The sequence below is a fragment of the Roseburia sp. CLA-AA-H209 genome, assembly GCF_020687575.1.
Taxonomy (GTDB): domain Bacteria; phylum Bacillota; class Clostridia; order Lachnospirales; family Lachnospiraceae; genus Roseburia_C; species Roseburia_C amylophila.
In genome coordinates, this window is sequence record NZ_JAJEQU010000006.1 from 155,297 (window position 1) to 179,424 (window position 24,128).

Sequence of the window (24,128 nt, forward strand, 5' to 3'; positions counted from 1 at the left end):
CTTAGGCTGCCCTGTTTTTACGTGAAAATATCCAGCAATAATCCTGCAATTTCCCCGATTTTATCCAATATGGTAATGTGGTCCGACTCATCCTTCACCAGCTCTTCTGCCAGTTCGTCTAAGTTCTTATCCACCAACTTGACGATTCCATAGACACGATGACGGCCTTTCCGGTCGAGAAAGTTCTCTCTGGAAAATTTATGGGAACGGGTTACGACTTCATTTAAGAAATCCTTCACCAGTCCGCGGTATTTCTTCATGTCCCGGATGTCCATATGCTGTGCAATAAGATTACCCTGCTTGGTAATGTCATCTAAGAGGCTGTTCAACCGCTGCTGAAGCTCCTGCTCTTCGATTGCACTGGTCAATGTAAATTTAAAGCTGCCGTCTCCGGTGTCTACCGGCGTGGTTCCGGTGGTCTGATTCACCGGTGCAGTGTCGTTTACTCTAATCTCCATTTTATCACCTATCCATTATATGATAGCACAAAAGCTGCAATTTCCTCTACTGTCTTTTGCAGATTATCATTCTCAAAGTGTCTGGTAATTCCTGCCTTTTCCAATGCCTCTTCTGCAAAATCCGCATCATCTGCAAGAAATCTCCTGCAAAGCTCTGTATACTTTGGCTTATCCTGCATCCGCTCCCGGTCCAATGCCCGCTGCAGACGTAAACCATCTTCTACTTCTATATATATCGGTACGATTGCGTCTTTTCCATAATAGGCACAAAGCTGTGTATACACGGCAAGGGTGCCAATCAGAAGATAACTGTGCTCCGACAGATTGACCTGCCCGTCTGCAATTGTGGCATAGCGCCAGATTCCGTATATAGTATCATATGCGCGCTGCTCTATGACTTTTCCTTCTTTTTCGAGATTCAAAAGCCTTTGTTCATCAATAAAATGATACTCTACGCCCTCCGTCTCGCCGGCACGGATCGGCCGGGTAGTATATGGTACAATCGTCTGAAGCTGCAACGCTTTCTCATCCCGCAGCATCTTATATATGGTATCTTTTCCTGTTGAGCTCTTGCCCATCAGGCAGAAAATCTTTCCCATGTGTAAATCTCCTGTTTCTACGGTTTTGCCGTCTGTTTTCTAGTATAAAATAATTTTCAGGAAATGACAACTTTTATCTTTCCGTCCTCAGTCACACCATGAATACGAAATGCATTCTCCCGGCAGGTTTTTATCACTACCACTGCTTCTTTGGAAATCCCTTCTCCCGGCACCAGCATCGGGATACCCGGCGGATAAAGATAGACAAATGCTCCTGCCATCTTGCCAACACTTTCCTTCAGCCCCATTTCCACTGTCTTTGCATCCAGCGCTTCTGCAATGGATATGCGGACCGTCCGCTTTGCATAGACTTCGGTCAGAAACTGCGGCGTTATTGTTCTTCTTGCTGCGGCTTCTTTTTTATCAATTTCTTCCAGTGCCGCATACAGCCGGTCAAATCCTTCTTCACGGTCAAAGATACTGGTCATTGCCAGCGCATAGTCTCCCTGACACATCTCTAACTGCAAATGGTATTTTTCCCTGAGCAGCTGATACAGCTCTTCCCCGGAAAATCCGGCTTTCGTGGCACGGAGTACCAGCTTCGACGGGTCTTTGGCAAAGCCTTCTGTCTCTTTTAAATCCACGTCTCCCATGACTTCCACATTAGAAAAATGGGATGCTTTTTCATAAAAGTCCCTCAGATGCTTCTCATATGCATCAAAATACTTCTCTTTCTCTTCCGTCAGAAGACGCACACATTCATCCATGCTGGCCAAGAATAAATAGGATGGAGAACTGGTTTCATAGATATTTAAGAACCACTCCAGCCGCTCCTTCTTTATATATGAAGAATTCCAATGCAGAATTGCAGTCTGTGTAGGTGCCGGAAGCGTCTTATGCAGGCTCTGGATTACCACATCTGCTCCCAGCGTAATAGCTGATTTTGGGAAATACGGATGAAAGCCAAGATGCGCACCATGAGCTTCGTCCACAATCAGCGGAATCCCATGCTGATGGGCAATTTCTGCTATTTTTTCTATATCTGATACGATTCCATCATAGGTTGGTGATGTAAGAAACACAGCCTCAATACTTTCATCCGCTTCTAATGCAGCTTCCACCTGCTCCGGCAGTATTCCACCCTGTATCCCGAATTCTGTAAATACCGGATAGAGATATGTCACCTGTAACTCTCTTAAATATGCTGCATGATATGCTGCCTTATGGCTGTTTCGTGCCATCAGAAGATGTCCCTTTTTCGGTAATGCGGCACTGAGTGCTGCTAAAATACCGCAGGTACTTCCATTTACCAGAAAGAAAGAACTCTTTGCGCCCCATAATGCAGCTGCCCGCTCCTCGGCTTCCTTTATGATTCCTTCTGCGGCATGCAGATTATCAAATCCATCTATTTCTGTAATATCATATGTATAAGGATTGATGTCACAATCCAGTCTCCGCTTATGTCCCGGCATATGAAGGGGATACATATCAGAGGATGCAAGTTTACATAATTCATCTTTTATATATGTCATGGTTCACCTTTCGGTCTGTACTTCCTGTAAGTTGCGTTTTTTTCCATTGTTCTACTCTTCATAATGATATTTGCAAGTATAAATAATTAAATTTAAATTTACATCAAAATTGTATGTAAGGCGGTGTTCATCCGTAATCCGCCTGCTCCAGACTTTCCTGTATTTCAATGGTTCCGGCTTTCCTATTCCCTGTGCCAATCCCTCTCTGTCTATACTTTTTATCAATTCATTAATGCGTTTTACTATTTTCTTATCTTCCCGCTGCCACTCTGTATACTGCTCCCAGGCAGTCGGTGTAAAAATGATATTCACCTATAAATTCTCCAATTCCCCAATTGTTTTTACAATAACTCCACCAGATTCCGCTTCGGACATAGATTTGTCCAGCATAGCCAGATAATCTGCATTTCTCTGAGCTTTCTTCATATCGTTATATTCTGCTTCAGACATCATAACAATATTTTCATTCTTTGGTCTTGATACAATAATAGTCTCTCCATTTATTACCTTATTACACCACTCTTTAAAATGGTCTCTTACATTCATTGATTTTACTGCTATCATATTCTCACCTCTTTTCGTATTAAAATCCGTATGTTTTTTCGTACTTTTATTATATTCTACTATTTTGTCCAAGTCAACGGCTTCTATTCAGACTCTCCAGAAACGACTTTCGGGTGACTGCTTTGAAAGCAGCCACCCGAATCTATATGATAACTTTACACAACTCAAATTCTTTATCGATACTCCTTACTGGGTAGTTTACCACTTTTTTCCAACACAAACTTTACGCTTTTGTTGTTGGTTTTCGTTGGTTTGTATTGTTTTTTGTTGTTTTAAAGGGGTTTTTGAGATATAATAAGCTTAATTTTAAAGATGCCTTGTGAAATGTTATTTTATTGAAACGATATATGAGTAAATCAGGAGGACTTGTACATGGAAAAAATGCTCCACATTTTATTAATCGAAGATGATATGAACACCTGCAATCGTATTTCAAACTATATTGCAACTAAAGATAATATGGATTTAGCCGGCGTCACCAATAATTCTTATGTTGGCATTCAATATGTACAGAATACGCTTCCTGACGCTGTTATTCTTGATCTGGAATTGCATCACGGTGGTGGAAACGGACTGTTTTTCCTCTCTGACTTAAATAAACTGGGCTTAGAGAAAAAGCCTTATATTCTTGTCACTACTTACAACTCCAGCAAAATCACGCTGGAATCTGCCAGAAGACTTGGTGCTGATTTCATTATCGGCAAATATGAAGATTCTTATTCTCCGGAATCTGCTGTTGATTTTCTCGAACAGCTTCTTCCTATGATTGAAATGACAGAATCCACATCCAATACTTCTTATATGAAAGATAATCAAAAAGATTTAGAGCAGGGACTTATCCGCAGAATCCACCGGGAACTGGAGCTCATTGGTATCAGTCCAAAGGTTGTCGGTTACAAATATCTGACCGATGCCATTATGATAACAATTGATGGACCGACCACAAACATTTCCCAGATTCTTGGTAACAAGTATAAGAAGAGTAATTCCAGTGTGGAACGTGCCATGCAGAATGCCATTAACCGCGCATGGAATTCCAATGACACCGAAACTCTTCTTAACTGCTACACTGCCCATATTAATCCTGACCGCGGAATGCCTACCATTAAGGAGTTCATCTACTTTTACGCGGAAAAGATTACGGATGGACGTTAACCAAAATATTTTTTTATAAAATCTAAAAACCAAGCCATTTTTTCTTCCTCCTTCTCAAAATGTAAGAAGAGTATAGAAAAAACCGACTGGTTAACGGAGTTGCATTACAGATTGCATTTTATATGCTTTTTTCTTTCTTTATATGAGGTTATGTATGATTCAAGATAGCATTCGTTGGTTTTTTAACTTTTTATGTAGCTTTTATCTTTTTTATAAGCTCCTTAATTTGAAAAATCCTAAAATTCTTCAGAAAATATCCTTTTTCATTATCTTTCTTATAGATAGTTTTCTTTTTTGTTTTTTAGAAGCTAATAGTTTCATTTTCATTTTTCCAACAATTATACTTTTTAATACTTTTATATTGTCTCGTTTTACCCAGAAAACAATTTCATTAAGTCTTGTAACACTAGTTATTTCTGAAGGGATTCATTATATCCTCTTTCTTCTTGCAGCCTTGCTTACCGCCCTGGTAATTGCACCCTTTTTCTATGGACGCTATGATTTACCCTATGTAGCAATACAATTTACTGGTGGACTTCTTGAATTGCTCTTAATATTCCTTCTTTTCAAAATCAAAAGGCTCCGCCGTGGCATGCCATTTCTCTATCAAATCGGCTCTTCTGCCACAGGTTTTATCTTAAGCTGTTTTATTCTGCTCATTGTTACCATAATCAGCTTTTATGATTCCATTCCTGACATGCAGTTCCTCTTTCTCCTCATCGCCCTTTTCCTGATTGGACTTCTGCTTTATTGCTGGTGGCGGTTCCGGATTACCCGTGACTACCGGGAGAAGCTGCGGCAGGCAGAGCTTAAGGCTTTACAGAATGAACTCATTGAGAAAGATAACCGCATCCGGAAATTAGAGGAAAATAATGATGCCCTGGCTAAGATTATTCATAAAGATAACAAGCTGATTCCGGCAATGGAACTGGCTGTCTGCGAATACTTAGAAACGGAAGCTACAGACGATGATACCAGAAAGAAAGGCGAACAGCTTGCCAGCGGGTTAAAGACCATGGCACAGGATCGGAAAGGTACGCTGAACTCCTACCGCCATGATGAACAAGCTCTTCCGGCAACCGGGGTCTGTGTTTTAGATGCGCTTTTTACCTATATGCAACAGCGCGCCCTGGCGCAGAACATCAACTTTTCCCTGCATATCACAGGCAATATTGTAAAAATGACGGAAGATATCATTTCCGGGGAAGACCTTTCCCACCTTCTGGCGGATTTGCTGGAAAATGCCATGATTGCCATTGGTGATAATGAGGTGCGCAGTCTTTCTGTCTGCCTTTGTCATGACGAAGATACTTCCACCCTGGAGATTTCTGACAGTGGGAATGCCTTTGATGTGCAGCTCTTTGAGGACTTTGGTCAGACCCGGCACACCACCCACAAGGACAGTGGCGGCAGCGGAATCGGTCTTATGGACATCTGGAAAATAAAGAAACAATACCGTGCATCCCTGCACATCATTGAATATACGCCGGGAACTTCCATATTTACGAAGAAGATTGCTCTGTTCTTTGACCAGAAAAATCACTATCTGATTCAGAGCTACCGCCGTAATGAAATTGAACGGGTACATATGAGAAATGATATGTTTGTTTTACAGTCAGACTGATTTATGTTATGATGGAAGAACTTTTGAGAAGGTAAATATTACATGAGGTAAATGTTATGAGTCATGCACTGGTTATATTATGTGGTGGAAAAAGTACAAGAATTGGAACGGACAAGGCTTTGCTCCCTTTTGGGGACTGCTGCCTGATTGAATATCTGGTCCGGAAATTTCAGCCGGATTTTCCGAAAATCTACCTTTCTGTCCAGCAGAAAAATGATTATGCGCATCTGAATCTTCCGGTGACAACCATTGGAGACATCTATGGAAATGCCGGTCCGCTGTCCGGTATCTTCAGCGCACTTTCCATGATCTCTGAGGAACGTGCCTTCTTCATTTCCGTAGATACACCTTTTGTAGAACCGGCACTGGGGCTTTACCTGCTGTCACAGCCACAGGAGCATCCTATCTGGGCGATTGAGCGTGCCAATGACCAGCTGGAGACTCTTTCCGCAGTCTATTCTAAAAGCTGCATTCCGCAGGTGGGAAAAGCCATGCTCTTTCACCAATATTCCTTTAACCGGCTTCATGAGAAATGCAATGCCGGCTATGTCCCGGAAGAGGAACTGGCTAAAGTATGTCCGGTTCCACTGAATGAACAGTTTTTTAACATCAATACCCGCACCCATTATTATCATGCCTTAAAGCTGCTTTCCGAGCGGGGAGAGCTTTTTGATGAAGACAGCAATCTGGAGCTTCCGGCAACAGGCAATATTGCTTCTTTTATTCCCGTGGTATCGCTGGTGGGGGATTCCATCATTGATAAAAAGACCTTCTGCATCCAGCTATTGGAGGCATTAAAAAAAGATGGCATTAAGGCTGCCATCTTTGATTCAGAAAAAGATTTTTCCAATATTACGAATGTAGACCTCATCCTCACCTGCGATTTAGAGGATGAAGACTGCTTTAAAATTGAACTTTTGAGCAGTGAGTTAAATGAGACTCCGCTGCATCCCCTTTCCGGTCTTGTTGCCATCGCCAGTGATTTCGGTTACAAATGCGAAGAAGTTCCTTGCTTTGACTTCCGCAAGCCAAAGTCACTTCTCGGCTTCTTAAAGACGCTGATCCGCGACTATAGCCATTAAGTATCTACAGGAAACGGCACAGCTCCGGCATCCAGTCTCCGATAAAAATTTCATCTCTGATAATTGCACGCCAGACCGGTGGGAAGAAGGCTTCCAAAAGAGTCATCACTTCCACCCAGTCTGGCTCTTTTTTGCGTTCCCTCTTTAAGTATGCCGTCCATTTCCGTTTCATATAAGTATAATCCTTATAGTGAAGGACGGTATCCAGCCGGTCTTTTCCAAAGAACAGCTCTCTCTTTGTTCCAATTTCAATAATCTGCTGCTCAACCTTTCTGCCATCTAACGCCTCTTTCTTTAAGATTCCATAAATTTCTTCATAGCAGGACAGGTCGTTGATTAATTCCATTTTCTCTAAAATTTCCACAAAATTCTCTGCCACAACCTGCTCATAAGGATATTGCAGAAACTGGATTACCGTATTCTCCTGTAAGAAAAATGGCAATTCTCCATGGGCAGGCTGCATCTGCTCGTCCCGAAGCTCCTGAAAACGCAGGGTAATGGGAACTTCATGCTCCTTTGATTTTGCCAGCAGCTCTATCTGATAGCTGCCCGCCCTTTCTTTCTCTATCTGATAGACATACTCCGGCTTCCGGCTTAACACCTCTTTCATGAGCTGCCCTAACTGCATTTCCGTTAAATGCTCATCCTTTACCACCTGATAATAATAGGAAAGGGAAAAGACTCTCTTCCGGCGATAATTCTCCACACCGAGGCTGCTGCCATTTCTAAGATAAAGCTTCTCTGCAAATGTTGATTTACTTATCTGATATAGAAAATACTCGGTTACCGCAGAAGGAAGCAGGTCCACAAAAGGGATTTGCAAGTCCTCACTTCTCTGCCGGATCAATGATTCTCTCAGTATGCACTCTGCCACTACAGCCACACTCCAATTCTGCTCTGAACCTTTGCCACAACCTTGCGGGCTCTGGCATATTCCATTAATTTTGCAATATCTTTCTTTGGCTCATTGATAAATGCCAGCAGCGCCTTCTTTAAATCCTCCCGCTCCAGACGTTCCTCGTACTTGAGGCAGTCACAGATAAGACGCTCTTTTTCATAAATCTTCATCTCGCCACCGGCAAAAGGAATGGCCGTTACGCCAAGCTCCATGACTTCCGGCTCTGTATAATATGGTTTCACCACCGGATATTCCATGCGGAACCTTGACTTCGAAGTATTCTTGCTAATGGCAATACTCCATTCATAAGGACGCTTCTCAATATAACCGTAATAGTAAAGGGCGCTGTCCATACATAAGATTCCATCCGGAAACAGTCCCAGAATAATTTCTTCCTGCGGCTTCTCTTCATACCCCATGGAATAATATCCACTCTTTACATGGTCAAGTATGCCGGCTTTCACCAGTCCCTGAATACTTTTATAGGTCAATCCCAAAGGATATAATTTTTCGGCTTTCACAATGCCATTATTTTCTTCTAAAAGCTTCTTTATCTCTTCAATGGTCTGCTCTTTCTGCTTCGCATTCATAGATATCGCTCCTTCGCATTTTTCTTCTAGTATAAGTTAATTTTTGCCGCTTGTCAATTTCTGTTGCAATTTGTCTCATTTTTTTAATTTGTCGTTGTAAAAGTCATTTTCTTGTCGTATAATTTATTTGGAACAATATTTAATGTCGCATATGTCTATTCGAATATACGCTTGTTTTTGATAAATGAGGTATTTATGGAAACAGAAAATACTACCCGAAAAAACCCTTCCCGGGAAACCTGCCAGAAGATTATCAAACGTATTCTGGTCACAGAAGTATTAGAAAAGGGCTGCAATGAACATTTCCGTCAGGCTTCGGATTTTATGGGATATTTCCAGTCCCTGTACCCTGCTTCCGATGCGCTGACCAAACAGGTGCAGCGTGCCATCAAGGCAATGGATATGCCCCGGGATGAGAGAGGTTACTTTATTGTAAATAAAACATCAGAGCAATTTGAGCAGGACAAAGAAATCAGCCGCCTGCTGCAATCCGGTGAAGCTTCTTTAAAAAGTCTGGAGGAATCCGAACCGGTACTGATTGAAGTACCAACCGAGCTTGCCGATTATCTGATGTATACTTTAAGTTCTTCCATCAGCTTAAAGGGACATTATGATACTATGGTAAAGGCTTATAATGGCATCATTATCTACACCAGGGAGCGCAGCCGTATCCTTTCCTACCTCCAGACTCTGTTATTCACAAATTGATGATAATTATCCAAATAGTGTGGATAACTCTGCTACGATAACAGAATAATAATGGATTTATCCACAAATTATCAGAATATAATTCGTCCTGACGTTAATGTCCAAGATAACGTAAAACGACAATATTTAAATTTAAATATTGTCGTTTCTTTTTATTCTTGTCCTTTTCAGTTGTTCTATTGCAATTTTCGAGACTATTTTCTTCTTCTGTGCCGTCTCCTCTTGCTGCGATAGTTTCTTTTTATGGTTTTATAACGTTTATCCGGTCTGCTCTTTGAGAAATATTTGTGTCTGATAATATAGAAATTATCCGCAAATCTCCGAATCAGAAATGCTATGACCACAAGAGCTGCGACACCGAGAATTCCCAATAACACTTTCCAGATATTTATCTGGAACTTATGCTTCGTGGTGGTTCTGGTTCCTGCTTCCGTAGAAATCTCTTCTGATTTTACATTATCAAAGGAGAATGTATCTGCTTTTACTCCGGTGGAAATGATATCCGCACTGCCTACATCATGTCCTGCAAATGTATATTTGATATTTGCCAACACATCATCCGAAGTATTATCATAGCTTACTGCTGGCGTAGCTTCGCTGAATTCTGCACTCTTTGGCAGAACAATATTTCCCGCCGGGTCTATCTTTACAAAGGAGGAATTGGTATTGAGCATTCCCATATCCATTTCTCCATTTTCAAGCCTTGTCTCATTCTGAGCTACATTATATAGCGAAAAGTTCTCAAAATAATAATTATACAATGCAATACTATCTGTCCACTGCGCCGGCGACTGGGCATTCATAATGACACAGATAAGTGTCATATCGTCCTTTTCTGCATAGGTAACCAGCGTACTGTTTGCCGCTGTGGTGTATCCGGTCTTGCCACCAACACAATATTCATAGAGATACTGTCCTCTGGTTTTAAAGGCATGAATCATCTCATTGTGATTCTGCAGATAGGTGATTTCATCATGCTTGTTGGTTGGTGGAATCTGATAGGTCTTAGTTGATGTAATCACACGGAAAGTCTCATTCTGGTAAGCCGCCTTTGCAATCAGTGCCATATCATAACAGCAGGTGTAGTGAAGGGTTGCATCCTCTCCCTCAGATAGTCCGTGTGGATTGTTAAAATGTGTATTCACACAACCTAACTCTGCCGCTTTGTCATTCATCATCTGAACGAAATTCTCAACGGTTCCGCCTACATGCTCCGCTACCGCATAGGCACATTCATTGGCGGACTCCAGCATGACTGCATAAAGGCATTCCTCCATGGTCATCTGCTCTCCCACATCCCTGGAGATTCCAGAACCATGGGTGTTATAAACCGCCTCTTTGGAAAATGTTACTGTCTCATCCAGCGAACAATTTTCCAGTGCCAGAAGCGTGGTCATAATCTTCGTGATACTTGCCGGACAATGCTGCTCCGTGGAATTCTTATCATAAAGAACCGTTCCTGTGCTCTCTTCCATCACAATCGCATTTGGTGATTCGGTTTCCGGGTCCTGGGGCCAGTACTCTGCCGCCTTTACCTTTTGTGTGTTTATACCCAATAAGCCGACAAAACAGCACACTGCCAGTCCGAAACTTAATATTCTCTTTTTCTTTTTCATTTTCTGCTGCTCCTAAATCATTCTTACCTTTAAGTATATATCAATCCATTTCCATGGTGCAATACCTTTCCATTAATATTCACAATTCTCTTTCTTTTAAACCATAAATATGATAAATTGTTTTCGAAAGATATATATAAGTAGAAAGGATTTCATATTATGAGACTTCGCAATATCCCGGCGGCTGCGCCGGCTGTAGAAGCCAGTGACCTCTGTATCAAGGATGCCGCTTCCCATAAAGGACACTGGAATGAAATATTTGGAAATGACCACCCGATCCGCATTGAAATCGGCATGGGCAAGGGACGCTTTATCATGGACTTAGCTGCCCGGAATCCGGATATCAACTATCTTGGCATGGAACGTTACGAAAGCGTATTGTACCGCGGACTCCAGAAATTGGAAGAAAATCCACTGCCAAACTTACGCCTTCTGTGTGAAGATGCGGCACTTCTGCCGGACTTTTTCGAAAAAGGCGAGTTAGACCGCATTTATCTTAATTTCTCCGACCCATGGCCAAAGGACCGCCATGCCAAAAGAAGACTGACCTCCCGCCAGTTCTTAGAGCTCTATGACAAAGTCTTAAAAGGTGACGGACAGATTGAGTTTAAGACCGATAACGTAGGACTTTTTGACTTCTCCTTAGAAGAAATCGATGCTGCAGGCTGGAATCTGGACGCATTTACAAGGGATTTACACCATGATACTGCCATGAATGAAGGCAATATCATGACCGAATACGAAGAGAAATTCTCTTCCAGGGGAAATCCTATCTGCAAGCTGATTACTTCCAGAAATATTCCTTTATGACCTTTCCGATAGTGCCAGTGCACGGACACTGCCGGATGCATGACCCATGAGATGAACCATTTGCCTGAGCAGTCGGAGTTGGTTTATCAGTGAAATTTTTATAAATTTTTCTTTTTTTATTGTGGCTTATCTTCTGAGGGTTTATAATACATCATAGCATAAATCATTGATATAATGTAAGGAGATGTATACCATGTACGAATTTACAGAAGATTGTATGATTCATATTCCACAAATAGATGAGGAACACCGCAAATTATTCCAGATAATAAATGATGCTCTTTCCCTTGTTAAAACAACCGAAGATATTTCCGGAATTGCCCAGAGCCTGCTTCTTCATCTGAAGGATTATGCGAATACACATTTCGCCCATGAAGAGGCTTATATGGAACAGATTCATGACCCGGAGCTTCCTCTTCAGAAAAAGGAACATGCTGAATTTGCTGAGAAAATCAATTCCTTTATTTTAGATAAGTCTTCAAAAGAGGCTGCCAGAGCATCTTTCGAAGAACTACTTTCCTATCTGGTACGCTGGCTGTACCACCATATCTTAAGCAGTGATATGATGATTGGAAAAATGTCCGCAGTTGAAGGGACTTCCGAAGACCCATTTGCCTTTACGGACAAATACAAGACCGGCATTGACCTTGTGGATAAAGAGCACCGCCGTCTCTTTGAAATTATAAAAGAGACCAATGACCTGATTCAAAACGATCTGCTGCATGACAAATATGATGAAATTATGCGGCTTTTAGTGAAATTAAAGGATTATACACAATTTCATTTTGCTGATGAGGAAATGCTGATGGAGAAGATGCACTATCCGGAACTGGCTGCCCAGAAGCGTGCCCACACTGCTTTCGTTGAACGCCTGGTAGAAATTGACCTCTCAGAACTTGACGATATGGACAATAACCAGCAGACTTATCTTCTGGAACTGATTCAGTTTCTGCTGGGCTGGTTATCCAACCATATTATTGGTATGGATAAAAAAATTGCTGTCTATATGGACGAAATGAAAAAATAATAAACTGCAGAGCATACATCATAAAACCGACTTCCTGATATTAGATTTTATTCTAAGTCAGGGAGCCGGTTTTCTTATATAAAGTGTCTTTCTGTGACACGCTCTCCTTTTTCAAGATGAACGAAATTACAATCCCATTTTCCCGATAAAAGCTTTCTTATAATATTGCAGTCGGATGGCTCCACCGCCAGCTTCTTATTTAGAAGTTCTGCAGGTCTTTTCAGTCCATCTTTGGTTTTCTTTATATCATAGCTTTGCGTATCTATTAAAGTAATCTTCTCATAACCGCCATAGATTGTATCTAAGACTTCCATCCCCCGTTCTCTGCCATAAGCAGCAAGAATGGTGCGGCACTGGCCTCCAATGGACTCCTTGTCAATTGTCCACGCTCTTGTTGCATAAAGAGAATTCTTATCCACATGATTCTCCAAAAGCTGGTGGATACAGTCGTGGAAACGTGGCATTACAAGCTCTGTATTCCAGCTTACAATCCCTTCCGTGCCCCGCCCGCACAATCCATAGGTGAGCAGGATTATATCCACATCCTGGTGCCTGTCAATCTCCTGCTGCAGCAGATTTCTTAATACAAACGGGTTTCTATGCAATCCACGTTGCAGATATACAACAGGATATGTTATATTTAATTGTTTTCTGTACTTTTCAATTTCATCCTGCTGCATTGCACAGGCAATCAGAATTTTCTTTTCCAAATGATTTCCTCTATATTTATATATTTATATATTTATATATTTTTCTATATCCTTTTGTATATAATATCTAAAAAAGGGTATGCCCTCATGAAATTCAAATCAAACTGCTTTTCCAGAAAGGCTTTGCTTTTTTCCTACCGTAAGCCTGCCCTGCATACTAAATTTACTACAATTCAAAGGTCTTTTAAAGAAGTAAAAAATATACTGAACAAATAAACGATATCTTCATCATTCCTTATTTACATCTACAGAACCTGCCACTGACATCTTCTTACGGATTTTTTATAACAAAAAAAAGCACCAACCCCATGGCTCCACGTCCACAAAATCGGTACTTTACATGCGCCACCAGGGGTTCGAACCCTGGACACCCTGATTAAGAGTCAGGTGCTCTGCCAGCTGAGCTAGTGGCGCATTGCTTAACGCAAGGACTATTATATAATAGAATTTATCGAATTGCAAGTAATTTTTTATTTTTTTTAAAAATTTTGTAAATTACATATTAGCAAATAATGCCGCAATTTCTTCCGGTGTCATCATGTGATTCGGGTCAGAATTTGCCTCGATAACAGGCTCTGCTGCCGGTTCTGACACAGGTTCCTCTTCCGTTATCGGCTCAGATTCTTCTGAAATAGCATCTTCTGTTACAACTGGTTCTTCTTCAGCTGCTGTATCAGCATTTGCAATCAAAGCAGCAATCTCTTCCGGTGTCATCATATGATTCGGGTCGGAATTCATTTCCATAACCGGTTCATCAATGGTATTTACCATTTCTTCTGTAAATGCAGGTTCTTCCGGTTCTTCATCTGCAAATCCAAGTGTATCATCAAAACCAACTGGTTCTTCTGGTTCCGGTTCATTGTTTTCTTCTGCAGATCCGGTTTCTTCTTCTTTTGTAGTTTCAGCTGCTTCGTCATTTCCGAATAAAGCATCTATATTTAATAAATCATCTTCTGCTAAATCCGGCATATCCTCTGCAGTTGTCTCCGGTTCTGTTTCTGGTTCTTCCGGCATCACTTCGTTGATTGGTGCTTCCGGTTCTTCCGGCATCACTTCGTTGATTGGTGCTTCCGGTTCTTCCGGCATCACTTCATTGATTGGTGCTTCCGGTTCTTCCGGCATCACTTCGTTGATTGGTGCTTCCGGTTCTTCCGGCGTTACTTCCTCAACTGGTGCGGCTGATGATGGCTGTACCGGTGCTGCTGTATAAGCAACAGCTGGCGCACCATTTATTTTTCCAACTTCAGCTAATATGGTATTGTGGATGGATAATTCCATTTCTTTCACGGAAGCTGCCATTTCCTGCTGTTTTAGCAGAAGGTCTTTATTGGCATTCTCAACTATGATACGCTGCTGCTCTAACACGTTCTTCTCAAGATTATCCAGACGGTCGGAAAGATTAAATATCTGCTCTAATAATTTGTCGTTGGAATTCATCAATGCATCGGAATTTTCTTTGTTACGGCTTATGGTAACTTTGGCAATGGATTTCTGTGCATCTATGATGTCCTTTGTCGGTGAACCGGCTGCCTCTTCGATACGATCAAGCTGATCCGCAATATCTTCAAAGGATTTGCGGGTTACAAGATAAGAAGCTTTTTCTGACTTAAACAGATTATCATACTGTTCGTACTGGTCAATCTCTTTCTTATAATTTTTCTGGATTGCACTGGCAATCAGAATATAAATATCAGCCAGTGCTACAACTGTAAGTACAATCAATGCCACATAATTGGACGGATAGTTAATCATCACATATAATTCCCCTAAAACCAGCACTGTTAATACCAGTACAGCCGTCACAATTCTCAGATTGTAAGAATCCTTCTTTTGTTTGATGTTCTGCTTTGCTTCTTCCATTGTAAAAATCCTCCATGATTTTTTATTTTTCACTAAATAGCAGTAGCAAACCGTAAAAACCTGCCACTATACTGGCAGTTCCCTGGATATGTCCTGCAGCCGGGTACTTACTTTCCCTGTAAGTATAATTAATTTTATTCTATCACAGGTAGAATTTTCCTTCAAGAAGCCTTTTCCAAAATAGAAATGAAAATTAAGAAAGTTTGCTAGTTGATACCTTTACATATGAACTGATTTAAAAACTGATTTTTATCACATGGTCTGCCAAAAAGATAGCCCTGCAGATAATCAGCATGTATTTCTTTCAGCTTTTGATACCACTCTTCTTTTTCTACACCTTCTATACATATTTTGATATCTATACTATGTACCAGTTCAACTATTTTTTTTAACAGCTCAAAGTCCCTTGTTTGACTCATAGCTTTTGCTGTAAAATGATTATCCAGTTTCACATAATTAGGATTCATGTTTACAATACAATGTAGATTTGAAAAACCTGTGCCAAAATCATCCAGAATAAACTGTATTTTTTTCTCTTCGAATTTCTTCCGAAGCGTATAAAAATACGGTGTCATATCCGTATATCCGCTTTCTGTCAGTTCCGCACACAGGCTCTCCGGCGGAAGATTATATTGTTCTATAGACGAAAGTATGTCCTTCCAGATATCACTTTTCATCATCTGAATATAAGATATATTTACATTAACCTTAAATCCCGGTATATACTGCCGCATTTCATGGCACATTGCCGCAGCTTCATTTAATACAAATCTTCCAGCCGGAATAATAAGCCCGGTTTCTTCCAGTAATGGTATAAATTCCACAGGCGAGATACTTTCTTTTTTTCCACCTGAATACATGGAAAACCTCATAAGCGCTTCCGCACCAATTATATTTCCCGAGGAACAATCTATAATCGGCTGATAGTATACTTCAAATCCTTCAAATTCATTTGTCACGGCACCTCGAAGTGCACTTTTTATTTTCTCTTTTTTTAAAAATAACTTATAATCTTCTTTCTCAAAAAAATATACTCCGTTTCCTCCCATGGATTTTGCCTGTTTTAAAGAGAAAACCGCTATTTTACGATACTCGTCATAATATTTTAAGAGCTTCGTTGCATGGATAATTCCGGTAGATACTGTAAAAACCACCTTATATTTTTCAGAAATAATAAAATCTTCTATTTTTTTACATATTTCCTTCTGCAATAGCATAACATCATCTCTTGTATGGCTTTCCAGATCAACAATCATATACTCATCTGCAACAAGATGGTACAGCTGCTGGTTATCAGAAAGACATTCCTTGATACCGTCAGCAACACTTTTCAACACATAATTTCCATAATCTACGCCTAATGTACCATTAATCGCATTAAATCCATCAATCCCTATATGTATTAAAAATACTGACGAGCTGTCTTTTATATGGGAAGAAACAAAGGAATGCATTTCTCTTTCACCCAAAAGTCCGCTGACATTATCTGCCCGCTGTATATTTCCAATTTCGTTTACACAGCCTATAAGATAATGAGGTTTTCCATCTTTATCATGGATTACCTTTCCACGGCAGTTAATCCATACCGGCATCCCATCTTTATCAAGCCATCTGTAATGCAGATTGTGATTTTTTTCGTTTCCATCCGCAATCCGCTGTAAATGTTCCCTAATCATCGGGCGGTCTTCTTCATATACAAAATAGCGGACACTGTCGGCAGCATTATCAAATGAATTGCCCGGCATCTTAAAACGCTTCACCGCTGCCTGTGAAATGATAAGGGTATTTTTCTGTAAATCTATAATATAAAGATAGTCATCCATACATGGTGCAAATACTTCTATTAAATCTTCTGCTCCTATTTCCTTGAGCAGTCTGCGTATGTTTGTATCCATAGTATAAGTGCCTTTCTTATAAAATTTTTATACTGATAAACTTTCTATTCTGTGTTAGAAATTATAGCTGGAAATCATTATCGTATTATACTGTTTTTTCTAATTCTGCCACTTTAAATTTACGAATCATTTCACGCAGATTTTCTGATTCGCTACTCATCTCCTGGCTGGCAGCTGCACATTCCTCAGATGTTGCAGAATTGGTCTGTACAACATCATTAATTTGTTCAATTCCTTCATTAATCTGCCGGATTTCTGTTGTCTGTGTTTCTAACGTTTCCGCAATATTTGTAACTTCTTCTGTAATTATTTTAGAGTTCTCTGCAACATCTTCCAATTGCGCCGCAGTCTGTCCTGCAATCACCATACCCTTTTCTACTGCCTTCACAGAGGTTTCAATCAACATTGCAGATTCTTTCGCTGCCTGGGCACTCTGGTCCGCTAACGAATTTACCTGATTTGCTACAACTGCAAATCCTTTTCCGGCTTCTCCTGCCCTTGCTGCTTCGATAGAAGCATTCAATGCAAGCAGATTTGTCTGGGAAGCAATTTCATTAATTGTTGCAATAATTTTGTCAATTTCTTTTGATGCTTCATTAATTTCATGCATGGAATCAACCATTTCATGCATCTTACCATTACTTTCTAAAATGGCATTTCCAAGCTCATCCACCCTTCCACTAATTTCTTTTGCAGATTTTGAATTATTTTCTACCTGTTCAGATACACCTGCAACTGTTGCTGTCAGTTCCTCTACTACTGCCGCCTGATTTGTAGCTCCATCTGCAAGATCATTAGAACTTGATGCTACCTGGTCTGCTGCACTTGAAACTTCATTGGAAACATTTTGAATTCCTTTAATCGTTTCTCCTATACTTTTTTCAAATTGCATAAAAGAATTTAAAATTCCGACAAAATCTCCCCGCCACTCTACTTCCGGTTTAACATCAAAATTTCCTTCTGCAAACAATTTCATTGCACGGTCAATATCGTCTACATAGCTTCCCAGGATACGGATTGATTTACGCATACTGTGTGCCAGTCTTCCAATCTCATCTTCTGAACGATAATCCAGTGTACTGTGTAAATTTCCTTCTGTCAGTTCCTTTGCGACATCCTCAACTGCCCGTAAAGGTTCAAGAATTGTATCCAGGACTTTTTTACCTGTTTTCTTTGTCAGTATCCATGCCAAAAATAAACACACTATAATACATACAATTCCTGCTATAGCAAAAGTAAATGTAGTTCTGGCAGCCCTGCTGCTCTCCTGGTCTGTCACATCATCTAATCTTATTGCGATTTCCACCGCTTTATTTAATGCAGGTGTGCAATCATTCATGATTTCATCAACTGCTTTTTCCTTATCACCACTTTTAATTTTTTCTATAATAGAATAACCAATGTTTCCCCAATCCGAAAGGGCTGATGAATATTCCTCATAATCTGAGTCAGGAATAATTCCGGTTCCCTTTAAATTTTTCAGTTCAGAATCAACTTCTTTCAGCAGCTTTTCTACTGTTTTCTCATAACCGGCATATGAAGAAGTATCATCATCTAATGCCATTTCCCTGATATTTCTTGCTGCCGCATTCACATTAATTCTACATATTTTTACTGCCTGATCTGCTACAGTAACATTTTCTATATAATGTACCATATTAGCAAATAAAACACCTATGACCACTATAGAAAGCAAGCCTGAAATTAACATCATAATAATGACTTTTCTGTAGCCATAGTTTATCCTTTCCTGCAGATGCATGTTTTCTAATTTACTTTTCATTTTATCTTTTTGTGAAAACATTGATTCTTATTTCCTTTCTCTTTATTTTAATTTTTTCTAGACCTTGTTATATCAGAATTTTTTCAAAAGTCAACGACTTTTCAGCTTTAATTTTCAAATTCTATTTTTTTGATAAAATTTAACACTTCCTGCTTTGGTTTTTCGTCATTTTTAAAGACAGCTATTTACAGTATTTTTCTATAAAAACGGCTGCACCATCTTCTATAGCAGCAAAAGCCATCTTATCGTCTGGCCATGATTTTCTGAGTGCCACATAAGAAATCAGAAAATTTGCAAGCCAGCCAGCCGGTACAGCAAGCCAGACAAATGCAATGCCAAAACGCGGTGCGAGTATCAAAGCAACTGACAGACGAATTGCAAGATTTACCATATTTGCAATGAGAAATGGACGCATGATTCCAAGTCCCCGAAGAACTCCGTCTGTTGCCATCTTGATACCCATAAAAATGAAAAAGAAGCCGAGCCATCTCATATAATCTCCAGACACCTGATATGCCAGCGCTGTTCCATCTTTACCCAGAAATAATGAGGAAATCTGGGTATGCAGTGTTTCAATGACTATAAAAGCAAGGACTGCAAAACATAAATCTAACACCAGTGCAGCGTGGTATCCTTTTTTGATACGCCCGATTTTCTTTGCGCCAAGATTCTGGGAAACATACGGCGAGACTGCATTGCCTATGGACACAAATATCAGTGAAAAAATATTCTCTACCCTCATCGTTGCCGCATAACCTGCAAGAGCCTGTGTACCAAACGGATTTACAACCGCCTGTACAATCATCATACCAATTGACACTGTTGACTGCTGGAGAACCGACGGTACAGCAATGCGGAGCATGGAACGTAATTCCCTCCCGTCAAACCAGCGAGCCGGACTCTTATACTGGCGTATCCGGTATAAAAAGATTAAAAACGAAAATACTGCCGAAATGCCTTGTGCAATAAGCGTGGCTAGGGCTGCACCGAACACACCCAGACCAAGGCCTGCTACCATCCAAAGATCCATCATAATATTCAGAACAGAAGAAAAAATCAAAAGGCATAATGGAATCTTTGATTCACCGATTGAAGTAAACATCGTTGAAAGAATGTTGTACATAAACAGAAACGGAAATCCCACAAAATAAACACGAAGATATAGTACTGCTTCCTCCAGTATATCAGCGGGTGTCTGTAATAAGCCCATCATGGAACGTGAAAAACAAAAGCCAGTAACTCCCAGAAGTATGCTAAGAACCAGAAAACTAATCAATGATGTTGATACTATTGTTTTCATTTTACTATAATCTCTGGCACCAAAATAACGGCTCACAAGTACACCTGCACCTACACCTGCACCAAGTGCTATACAAATGAATACATTCGTAAGGGCAGCACAGGCACCAACAGCCGCAAGGGCAGAAGATCCAACAAACTGACCCACAATGATTGAATCAGCCATATTGTAGACCTGTTGAAAAAAGCTTCCGAAAATCATTGGCATTGCAAAAACAGTCAGTGCTTTAAGGGGAGCATCTGTAATTAAATATTCATCTTTTGACATGTTCTTCTTCCTCTGTAACTATTTTAAAGCACTATTACTGCGGCATCAAGTCCCTCAACTTTTCCGTCAAACAGTTCTTCTTCAAGCAAATTATATTTTCCCTCATACTCATTAAATCTCTTCTCACTGCTGCTGCAGTTAAAAATCAATGCCATGGTCTCTTCACTATTTTTTCTAATCAGAACAATGGTTTCTTCCTCATCCCTTGTGATTGCCTCAATCAATTCACCTTCTACGATACATTTATATTTTTTTCGAACCTGTAACAGCTGTTTATACCATTCAAACATCTCTTTATCCTGGTATTCTTCATCCCAGTACATGCCACGTCTGCAATCCGGATCGTTTGCTCCCGGCATCGCATACTCATCTCCATAATAAATCATCGGCATTCCCGGCAATAACAATTGAAAAGCTGCTGCCAAATGCTGCTTTTTCTTATTATTCTTACATAAATGTAAAAATCTTGCTGTATCATGGCTGTCTATCAGATTCCACATAAGAGGATAACATTTTTTATTTAAGCGTCCTTTCAAATATCCAAGATTCTGTATAAACTGGCTGACCGTAATCTTTTCATCTGCAAGCAGATCTATCATATTCAGATAAAACGGATAATTCATGACCGTATCCCATTCATCTCCTTCAAGAAAATCTCCTGCATAATGCCAGATTTCTCCAATTATCAGCATATCTTTCTTTACTGCCTTAACTGCTTTTCTAAAATTCTTCCAGAAAAAATGGCTGATTTCATCTCCTACATCCATTCTCCATCCGTCTATATCGCATTCCCTGATCCAATAGCATGCAACATCTGTAATAAATTTTTCAACTTCAGGATTTTTCAGATTTAATTTTGGCATTCCACCATAATAACCAAAGCATTTGAAGTTTGGAATCTCTCCCCTTTCACTTTTAAGTGGAAATTCATCAATAAAATACCAGTCCAGATATTTAGACTTATTTCCCTTTTCCAAAATATCTTCAAATGCAAAAAATTCATTTCCTGTATGGTTAAACACCGCATCCATAACCACTTTCATTCCATATTCATGCGCTTTTTGTACCAGCTCTTTAAGATCCTCTGCTGTTCCGAATGAGGGATCTATCTGATAATAATCAATGGTATCGTATTTATGGCTTGAATTTGATTTAAAGATTGGTGTCATATATAAAACATCAATTCCAAGACTATGGACATAATCCAGATGTTCTATAATTCCTCTGAGATCACCATGCAGATTATCCATAGACGTAACTGGTGCTTTATACCATACTTCCTTGTCTACCGGCTGTGATGATGCAAAACGGGACGGAAAAATCTGATATACGACCTTATTTTCTGCCCACTTTGGCACCACAAACATTTCTTCCTCCCGTAGATTCTGCGGGCAGTCAAACATTCTGTCCCTGTTTGTAATACATTCCTTACTAAACTCATAATTGCCGTAATATACTTTTTCCCCCTGCATATCTGTTAATTCAAAAAAATAACGGAGACATATCAGATGCATCTGGATCTGTGCTTCATAATAATCCTGAAACTGTGAGGTGGCAACCTTCTTCATTGGAATTGTCTTTCGTGTATCCTTCCATTCCATTGGTATATACTTATCCTCATAATGAAGAATTATTTCCTTTATATCATCTCTTTTTACCTGGATGCGTATCACAAATAAATCCTTATCTATTGCATAGCAGAATCTTTTGTCCATATCATGAATAATTGCAGAGTATTCCATTCATTTTCTCCTTTACATATTCTGTTTTCTTCTTTCGTATTACTTACTTTTTCTATATCTTAACGTGATAATCCTGGCTTGTCTATAGATAAATTTCTCTGCAGCTCACCGATTGACAAAAATATCCGAATCTTTATCCGGATCTGACCTGGATTCCGATTCTATCATACACCGCTTCAAACCGGGTGTTGCATCAGTTGAATGAAATGGCCCAGATTGAAACTTGAAGTCATAACACAGACTTTTTTATCCTTTCATTTCCACGACCACATTTCCAGCATGGTCAACATCGCTCGCCGTGCGGATGGCTTGTTCCAATTCATTCAGTGGGAACTCATGAGTGATGATCCGCTCCAATTCCCACTTACCACTCGCCATGATCTCCTGCACGTCCCATACATCCTCCGGCATATAGCCACCGGAGCCGATGATGCTCTGCTGGGCATAGGTCATGTGGAGCAGGTCAATGGTGCGGGGCTTGTTGTTGACTGCAACGGAGACAAAGCGGCTCTCGATTTTTCCAAACCGAAGGAAATCATCCAGAATACTCTCCGCACCGGCGGCATCCAACCAGCAGTCAATGCTGGCAACTGTGCCATTTAGGGAAGGAGCCGTGCCGAAATAGCTAACGGCTGATGTTTCAAAATTCTCTGACGCTGTATTGCAAACTGCAAAGCCTAACTGCTCTGCTAAACTTAGACGAAAATCCGAGCGGTCACAGATCATAACTTTCTCCATGCCGAAGTGCTTGAAGGCAACCGCAGCGGCAATGCCAATTGTTCCGCAGCCGAACACCACGGCATTCTGCCCGGCAACATACTGTTCCTTTCCACAGGGAATCATCCCCCGGCGGGCAGCACGGCAGCCAACCGTAAACGGCTCAATCAGACTTGCCAGCTTATCGGAGATACAATCATCCACAGCATAGAGGGAATGATTCCGTTTGGCATTAGGAATGAGAATATATTCCGAGAATCCGCCGATGGTTCCGGCTCGTTTTGTGTCCCCTTTGGCATAAAGAGGGTAAGGGTAGACCCGTTCGCCTACTGAAAAATCTGTGACATTCTTTCCAACCTTCACCACACGGGAAACAGTCTCATGACCAAACTCACCGCCGACAGTCACCTTGTGACCGGTGTTCGGACCGTGGGTAAAAACCGCAACATCTGTGCCGCAGATACTGGAATAGAGGTTCTGCACCAGCACATCATTGTCTCCGACTTCCGGCATCGGCAGCTCCCGAATTTCAACTTGTTCTTTTTCTAAATAAATACCAGCTTTCATATTTCCTCCTTGCGGCGTTTTACACACCGCTGAATCACATTTACAATATCCGCAATGGAATCGACGCAGTCGTTTTTGAGCCATTCCGAGATAATTGCCATTAATCCGTGAATATAAAACGCCATGAGATACGGTCTGTCCCATTCCGGTACGCCGTAGCGGTCGAGGATCGGCATGAACACATGGCGGAGCATCCGTTCATAGCTTTTATCCATTTCCAGCACGGCAGCATTTTCCGTTGCTGTGCGGAACAGCCGCTTGTGCTGCTCAATGTAACCAAGGTAAGGCGTCAGATACTCCGGCGTAATGAGGTACAATTCATCCATCGGACAATCCCGCATCTTTGTAACAAAGGCATCCGTGTCTTTTTTCATGTGGGCAAGAAACTGCTCGTTCATGTGACTGACGCTCTCCGAAAGTAAGTCTGCCATTGTTTCATAATGCAGATAAAAGGTGGAGCGATTAACGCCTGCCGCCTCACAGATTTCCTTGACTGTGATGTAGGCAAAATTCTTCTTGTCCAAAAGCGCCAAAAATGCTTCGTCCATTCTTGTCCAGCTTGCGAAGAGCTACCACCTTAGAGGTGTCCTTGAGAGCATATTCATTGGCGAGTTGTTCTGCGTAAATCTTATCTGTGTTCATGGCTTGTTGCCTCCTTCATTTGATGGTTCTATGATACCAGCA

The 24,128-nt window shown here is 40.7% G+C and carries 22 protein-coding genes and 1 tRNA gene; 6 read left to right on the forward strand and 17 right to left on the reverse strand.

Annotation, left to right across the window (positions count from 1 at the left end):
* Positions 1-17 precede the first annotated feature (17 nt).
* The 5 genes from LKD41_RS07765 to LKD41_RS07785 are packed head-to-tail and all read right to left on the reverse strand — an operon-like array spanning position 18 to position 3,093.
* Complete coding sequence (locus tag LKD41_RS07765; protein WP_022244281.1) at positions 18-458, reverse strand: YaaR family protein; 441 nt, start codon at positions 456-458, stop codon at positions 18-20.
* 8 nt (positions 459-466) lie between these two features.
* Positions 467-1,057, reverse strand: coding sequence for a guanylate kinase (locus LKD41_RS07770; protein ID WP_022244282.1), 591 nt, complete (start codon positions 1,055-1,057; stop codon positions 467-469).
* A gap of 56 nt (positions 1,058-1,113) precedes the next feature.
* Positions 1,114-2,529 carry an aminotransferase class I/II-fold pyridoxal phosphate-dependent enzyme gene (locus tag LKD41_RS07775; protein ID WP_227700856.1) on the reverse strand — a complete coding sequence of 472 codons (1,416 nt, stop codon included), beginning with the start codon at positions 2,527-2,529 and terminating at the stop codon, positions 1,114-1,116.
* Between the two features lie 51 nt (positions 2,530-2,580).
* A complete protein-coding gene (locus LKD41_RS07780; RefSeq protein ID WP_022244284.1) occupies positions 2,581-2,841 on the reverse strand; it encodes a Txe/YoeB family addiction module toxin in 261 nt (86 codons plus the stop codon).
* Positions 2,842-3,093 (reverse strand): type II toxin-antitoxin system Phd/YefM family antitoxin, encoded by a 252-nt coding sequence (locus LKD41_RS07785; protein ID WP_022244285.1) that lies wholly within the window; start codon positions 3,091-3,093, stop codon positions 2,842-2,844.
* A gap of 372 nt (positions 3,094-3,465) precedes the next feature.
* On the opposite strand from LKD41_RS07785, the gene LKD41_RS07790 reads away from it, so the two are divergent.
* The 3 genes from LKD41_RS07790 to mobA all read left to right on the forward strand — a co-directional run bounded on the left by LKD41_RS07790 (position 3,466) and on the right by mobA (position 6,954).
* A complete protein-coding gene (locus tag LKD41_RS07790; protein WP_227700857.1) occupies positions 3,466-4,248 on the forward strand; it encodes a sporulation initiation factor Spo0A C-terminal domain-containing protein in 783 nt (260 codons plus the stop codon).
* 592 nt (positions 4,249-4,840) lie between these two features.
* Positions 4,841-5,872 (forward strand): ATP-binding protein, encoded by a 1,032-nt coding sequence (locus tag LKD41_RS07795; protein ID WP_227700858.1) that lies wholly within the window; start codon positions 4,841-4,843, stop codon positions 5,870-5,872.
* 56 nt (positions 5,873-5,928) lie between these two features.
* The gene (gene mobA, locus LKD41_RS07800) at positions 5,929-6,954 is read left to right on the forward strand and encodes a molybdenum cofactor guanylyltransferase (RefSeq protein WP_227700859.1); all 1,026 of its coding nucleotides are present in this window, start codon (positions 5,929-5,931) and stop codon (positions 6,952-6,954) included.
* 4 nt (positions 6,955-6,958) lie between these two features.
* On the opposite strand, the gene LKD41_RS07805 is transcribed toward mobA, so the two are convergent.
* Both LKD41_RS07805 and LKD41_RS07810 read right to left on the reverse strand, forming a co-directional pair.
* Positions 6,959-7,828 (reverse strand): hypothetical protein, encoded by an 870-nt coding sequence (locus LKD41_RS07805; RefSeq protein ID WP_227700860.1) that lies wholly within the window; start codon positions 7,826-7,828, stop codon positions 6,959-6,961.
* On the reverse strand, positions 7,828-8,442 hold the full coding sequence (locus tag LKD41_RS07810) for a type IV toxin-antitoxin system AbiEi family antitoxin domain-containing protein (protein WP_022244291.1): 615 nt from the start codon (positions 8,440-8,442) through the stop codon (positions 7,828-7,830). The genes LKD41_RS07805 and LKD41_RS07810 overlap by 1 nt, the downstream gene beginning before the upstream one ends.
* 195 nt (positions 8,443-8,637) lie before the next feature.
* Here LKD41_RS07810 and LKD41_RS07815 point away from each other — a divergent pair, with 195 nt between their 5' ends.
* Positions 8,638-9,150, forward strand: coding sequence for a hypothetical protein (locus LKD41_RS07815; protein ID WP_227700861.1), 513 nt, complete (start codon positions 8,638-8,640; stop codon positions 9,148-9,150).
* Positions 9,151-9,344: 194 nt separating this feature from the next.
* Here LKD41_RS07815 and LKD41_RS07820 read toward each other — a convergent pair whose 3' ends face one another.
* Positions 9,345-10,766, reverse strand: a complete 1,422-nt coding sequence (locus LKD41_RS07820; protein WP_227700862.1) for a D-alanyl-D-alanine carboxypeptidase family protein — start codon at positions 10,764-10,766, stop codon at positions 9,345-9,347.
* 159 nt (positions 10,767-10,925) lie between these two features.
* Here LKD41_RS07820 and trmB point away from each other — a divergent pair, with 159 nt between their 5' ends.
* Positions 10,926-11,576 (forward strand): tRNA (guanosine(46)-N7)-methyltransferase TrmB, encoded by a 651-nt coding sequence (trmB, locus tag LKD41_RS07825; RefSeq protein WP_227700863.1) that lies wholly within the window; start codon positions 10,926-10,928, stop codon positions 11,574-11,576.
* 193 nt (positions 11,577-11,769) lie between these two features.
* Positions 11,770-12,603 carry a bacteriohemerythrin gene (locus LKD41_RS07830; protein WP_022244295.1) on the forward strand — a complete coding sequence of 278 codons (834 nt, stop codon included), beginning with the start codon at positions 11,770-11,772 and terminating at the stop codon, positions 12,601-12,603.
* 74 nt (positions 12,604-12,677) lie between these two features.
* Here LKD41_RS07830 and LKD41_RS07835 read toward each other — a convergent pair whose 3' ends face one another.
* From LKD41_RS07835 to LKD41_RS07875, 9 genes are all read right to left on the reverse strand, one after another.
* Positions 12,678-13,313 (reverse strand): DUF1638 domain-containing protein, encoded by a 636-nt coding sequence (locus LKD41_RS07835; protein ID WP_227700864.1) that lies wholly within the window; start codon positions 13,311-13,313, stop codon positions 12,678-12,680.
* 341 nt (positions 13,314-13,654) lie between these two features.
* A tRNA-Lys gene (locus tag LKD41_RS07840) sits at positions 13,655-13,727 on the reverse strand.
* 81 nt (positions 13,728-13,808) lie between these two features.
* Entirely contained in the window at positions 13,809-15,173 is a 1,365-nt protein-coding gene (locus tag LKD41_RS07845) for a hypothetical protein (protein WP_227700865.1), read from the reverse strand.
* 206 nt (positions 15,174-15,379) lie between these two features.
* Positions 15,380-17,068, reverse strand: coding sequence for an EAL domain-containing protein (locus LKD41_RS07850; RefSeq protein ID WP_022244298.1), 1,689 nt, complete (start codon positions 17,066-17,068; stop codon positions 15,380-15,382).
* Positions 17,069-17,153: 85 nt separating this feature from the next.
* Positions 17,154-18,872 carry a methyl-accepting chemotaxis protein gene (locus tag LKD41_RS07855; RefSeq protein ID WP_227700866.1) on the reverse strand — a complete coding sequence of 573 codons (1,719 nt, stop codon included), beginning with the start codon at positions 18,870-18,872 and terminating at the stop codon, positions 17,154-17,156.
* A gap of 160 nt (positions 18,873-19,032) precedes the next feature.
* Positions 19,033-20,418, reverse strand: a complete 1,386-nt coding sequence (locus LKD41_RS07860) for an MATE family efflux transporter (RefSeq protein ID WP_227700867.1) — start codon at positions 20,416-20,418, stop codon at positions 19,033-19,035.
* Between the two features lie 23 nt (positions 20,419-20,441).
* Positions 20,442-22,160, reverse strand: coding sequence for a glycoside hydrolase family 13 protein (locus LKD41_RS07865; RefSeq protein WP_227700868.1), 1,719 nt, complete (start codon positions 22,158-22,160; stop codon positions 20,442-20,444).
* Positions 22,161-22,406: 246 nt separating this feature from the next.
* Positions 22,407-23,444: a zinc-dependent alcohol dehydrogenase gene (locus tag LKD41_RS07870; RefSeq protein ID WP_227700869.1), complete on the reverse strand. Its 1,038-nt coding sequence runs from the start codon at positions 23,442-23,444 to the stop codon at positions 22,407-22,409.
* Entirely contained in the window at positions 23,441-23,992 is a 552-nt protein-coding gene (locus tag LKD41_RS07875; RefSeq protein WP_227700870.1) for a TetR/AcrR family transcriptional regulator, read from the reverse strand. The genes LKD41_RS07870 and LKD41_RS07875 overlap by 4 nt, the downstream gene beginning before the upstream one ends.
* Positions 23,993-24,128: the final 136 nt, after the last annotated feature.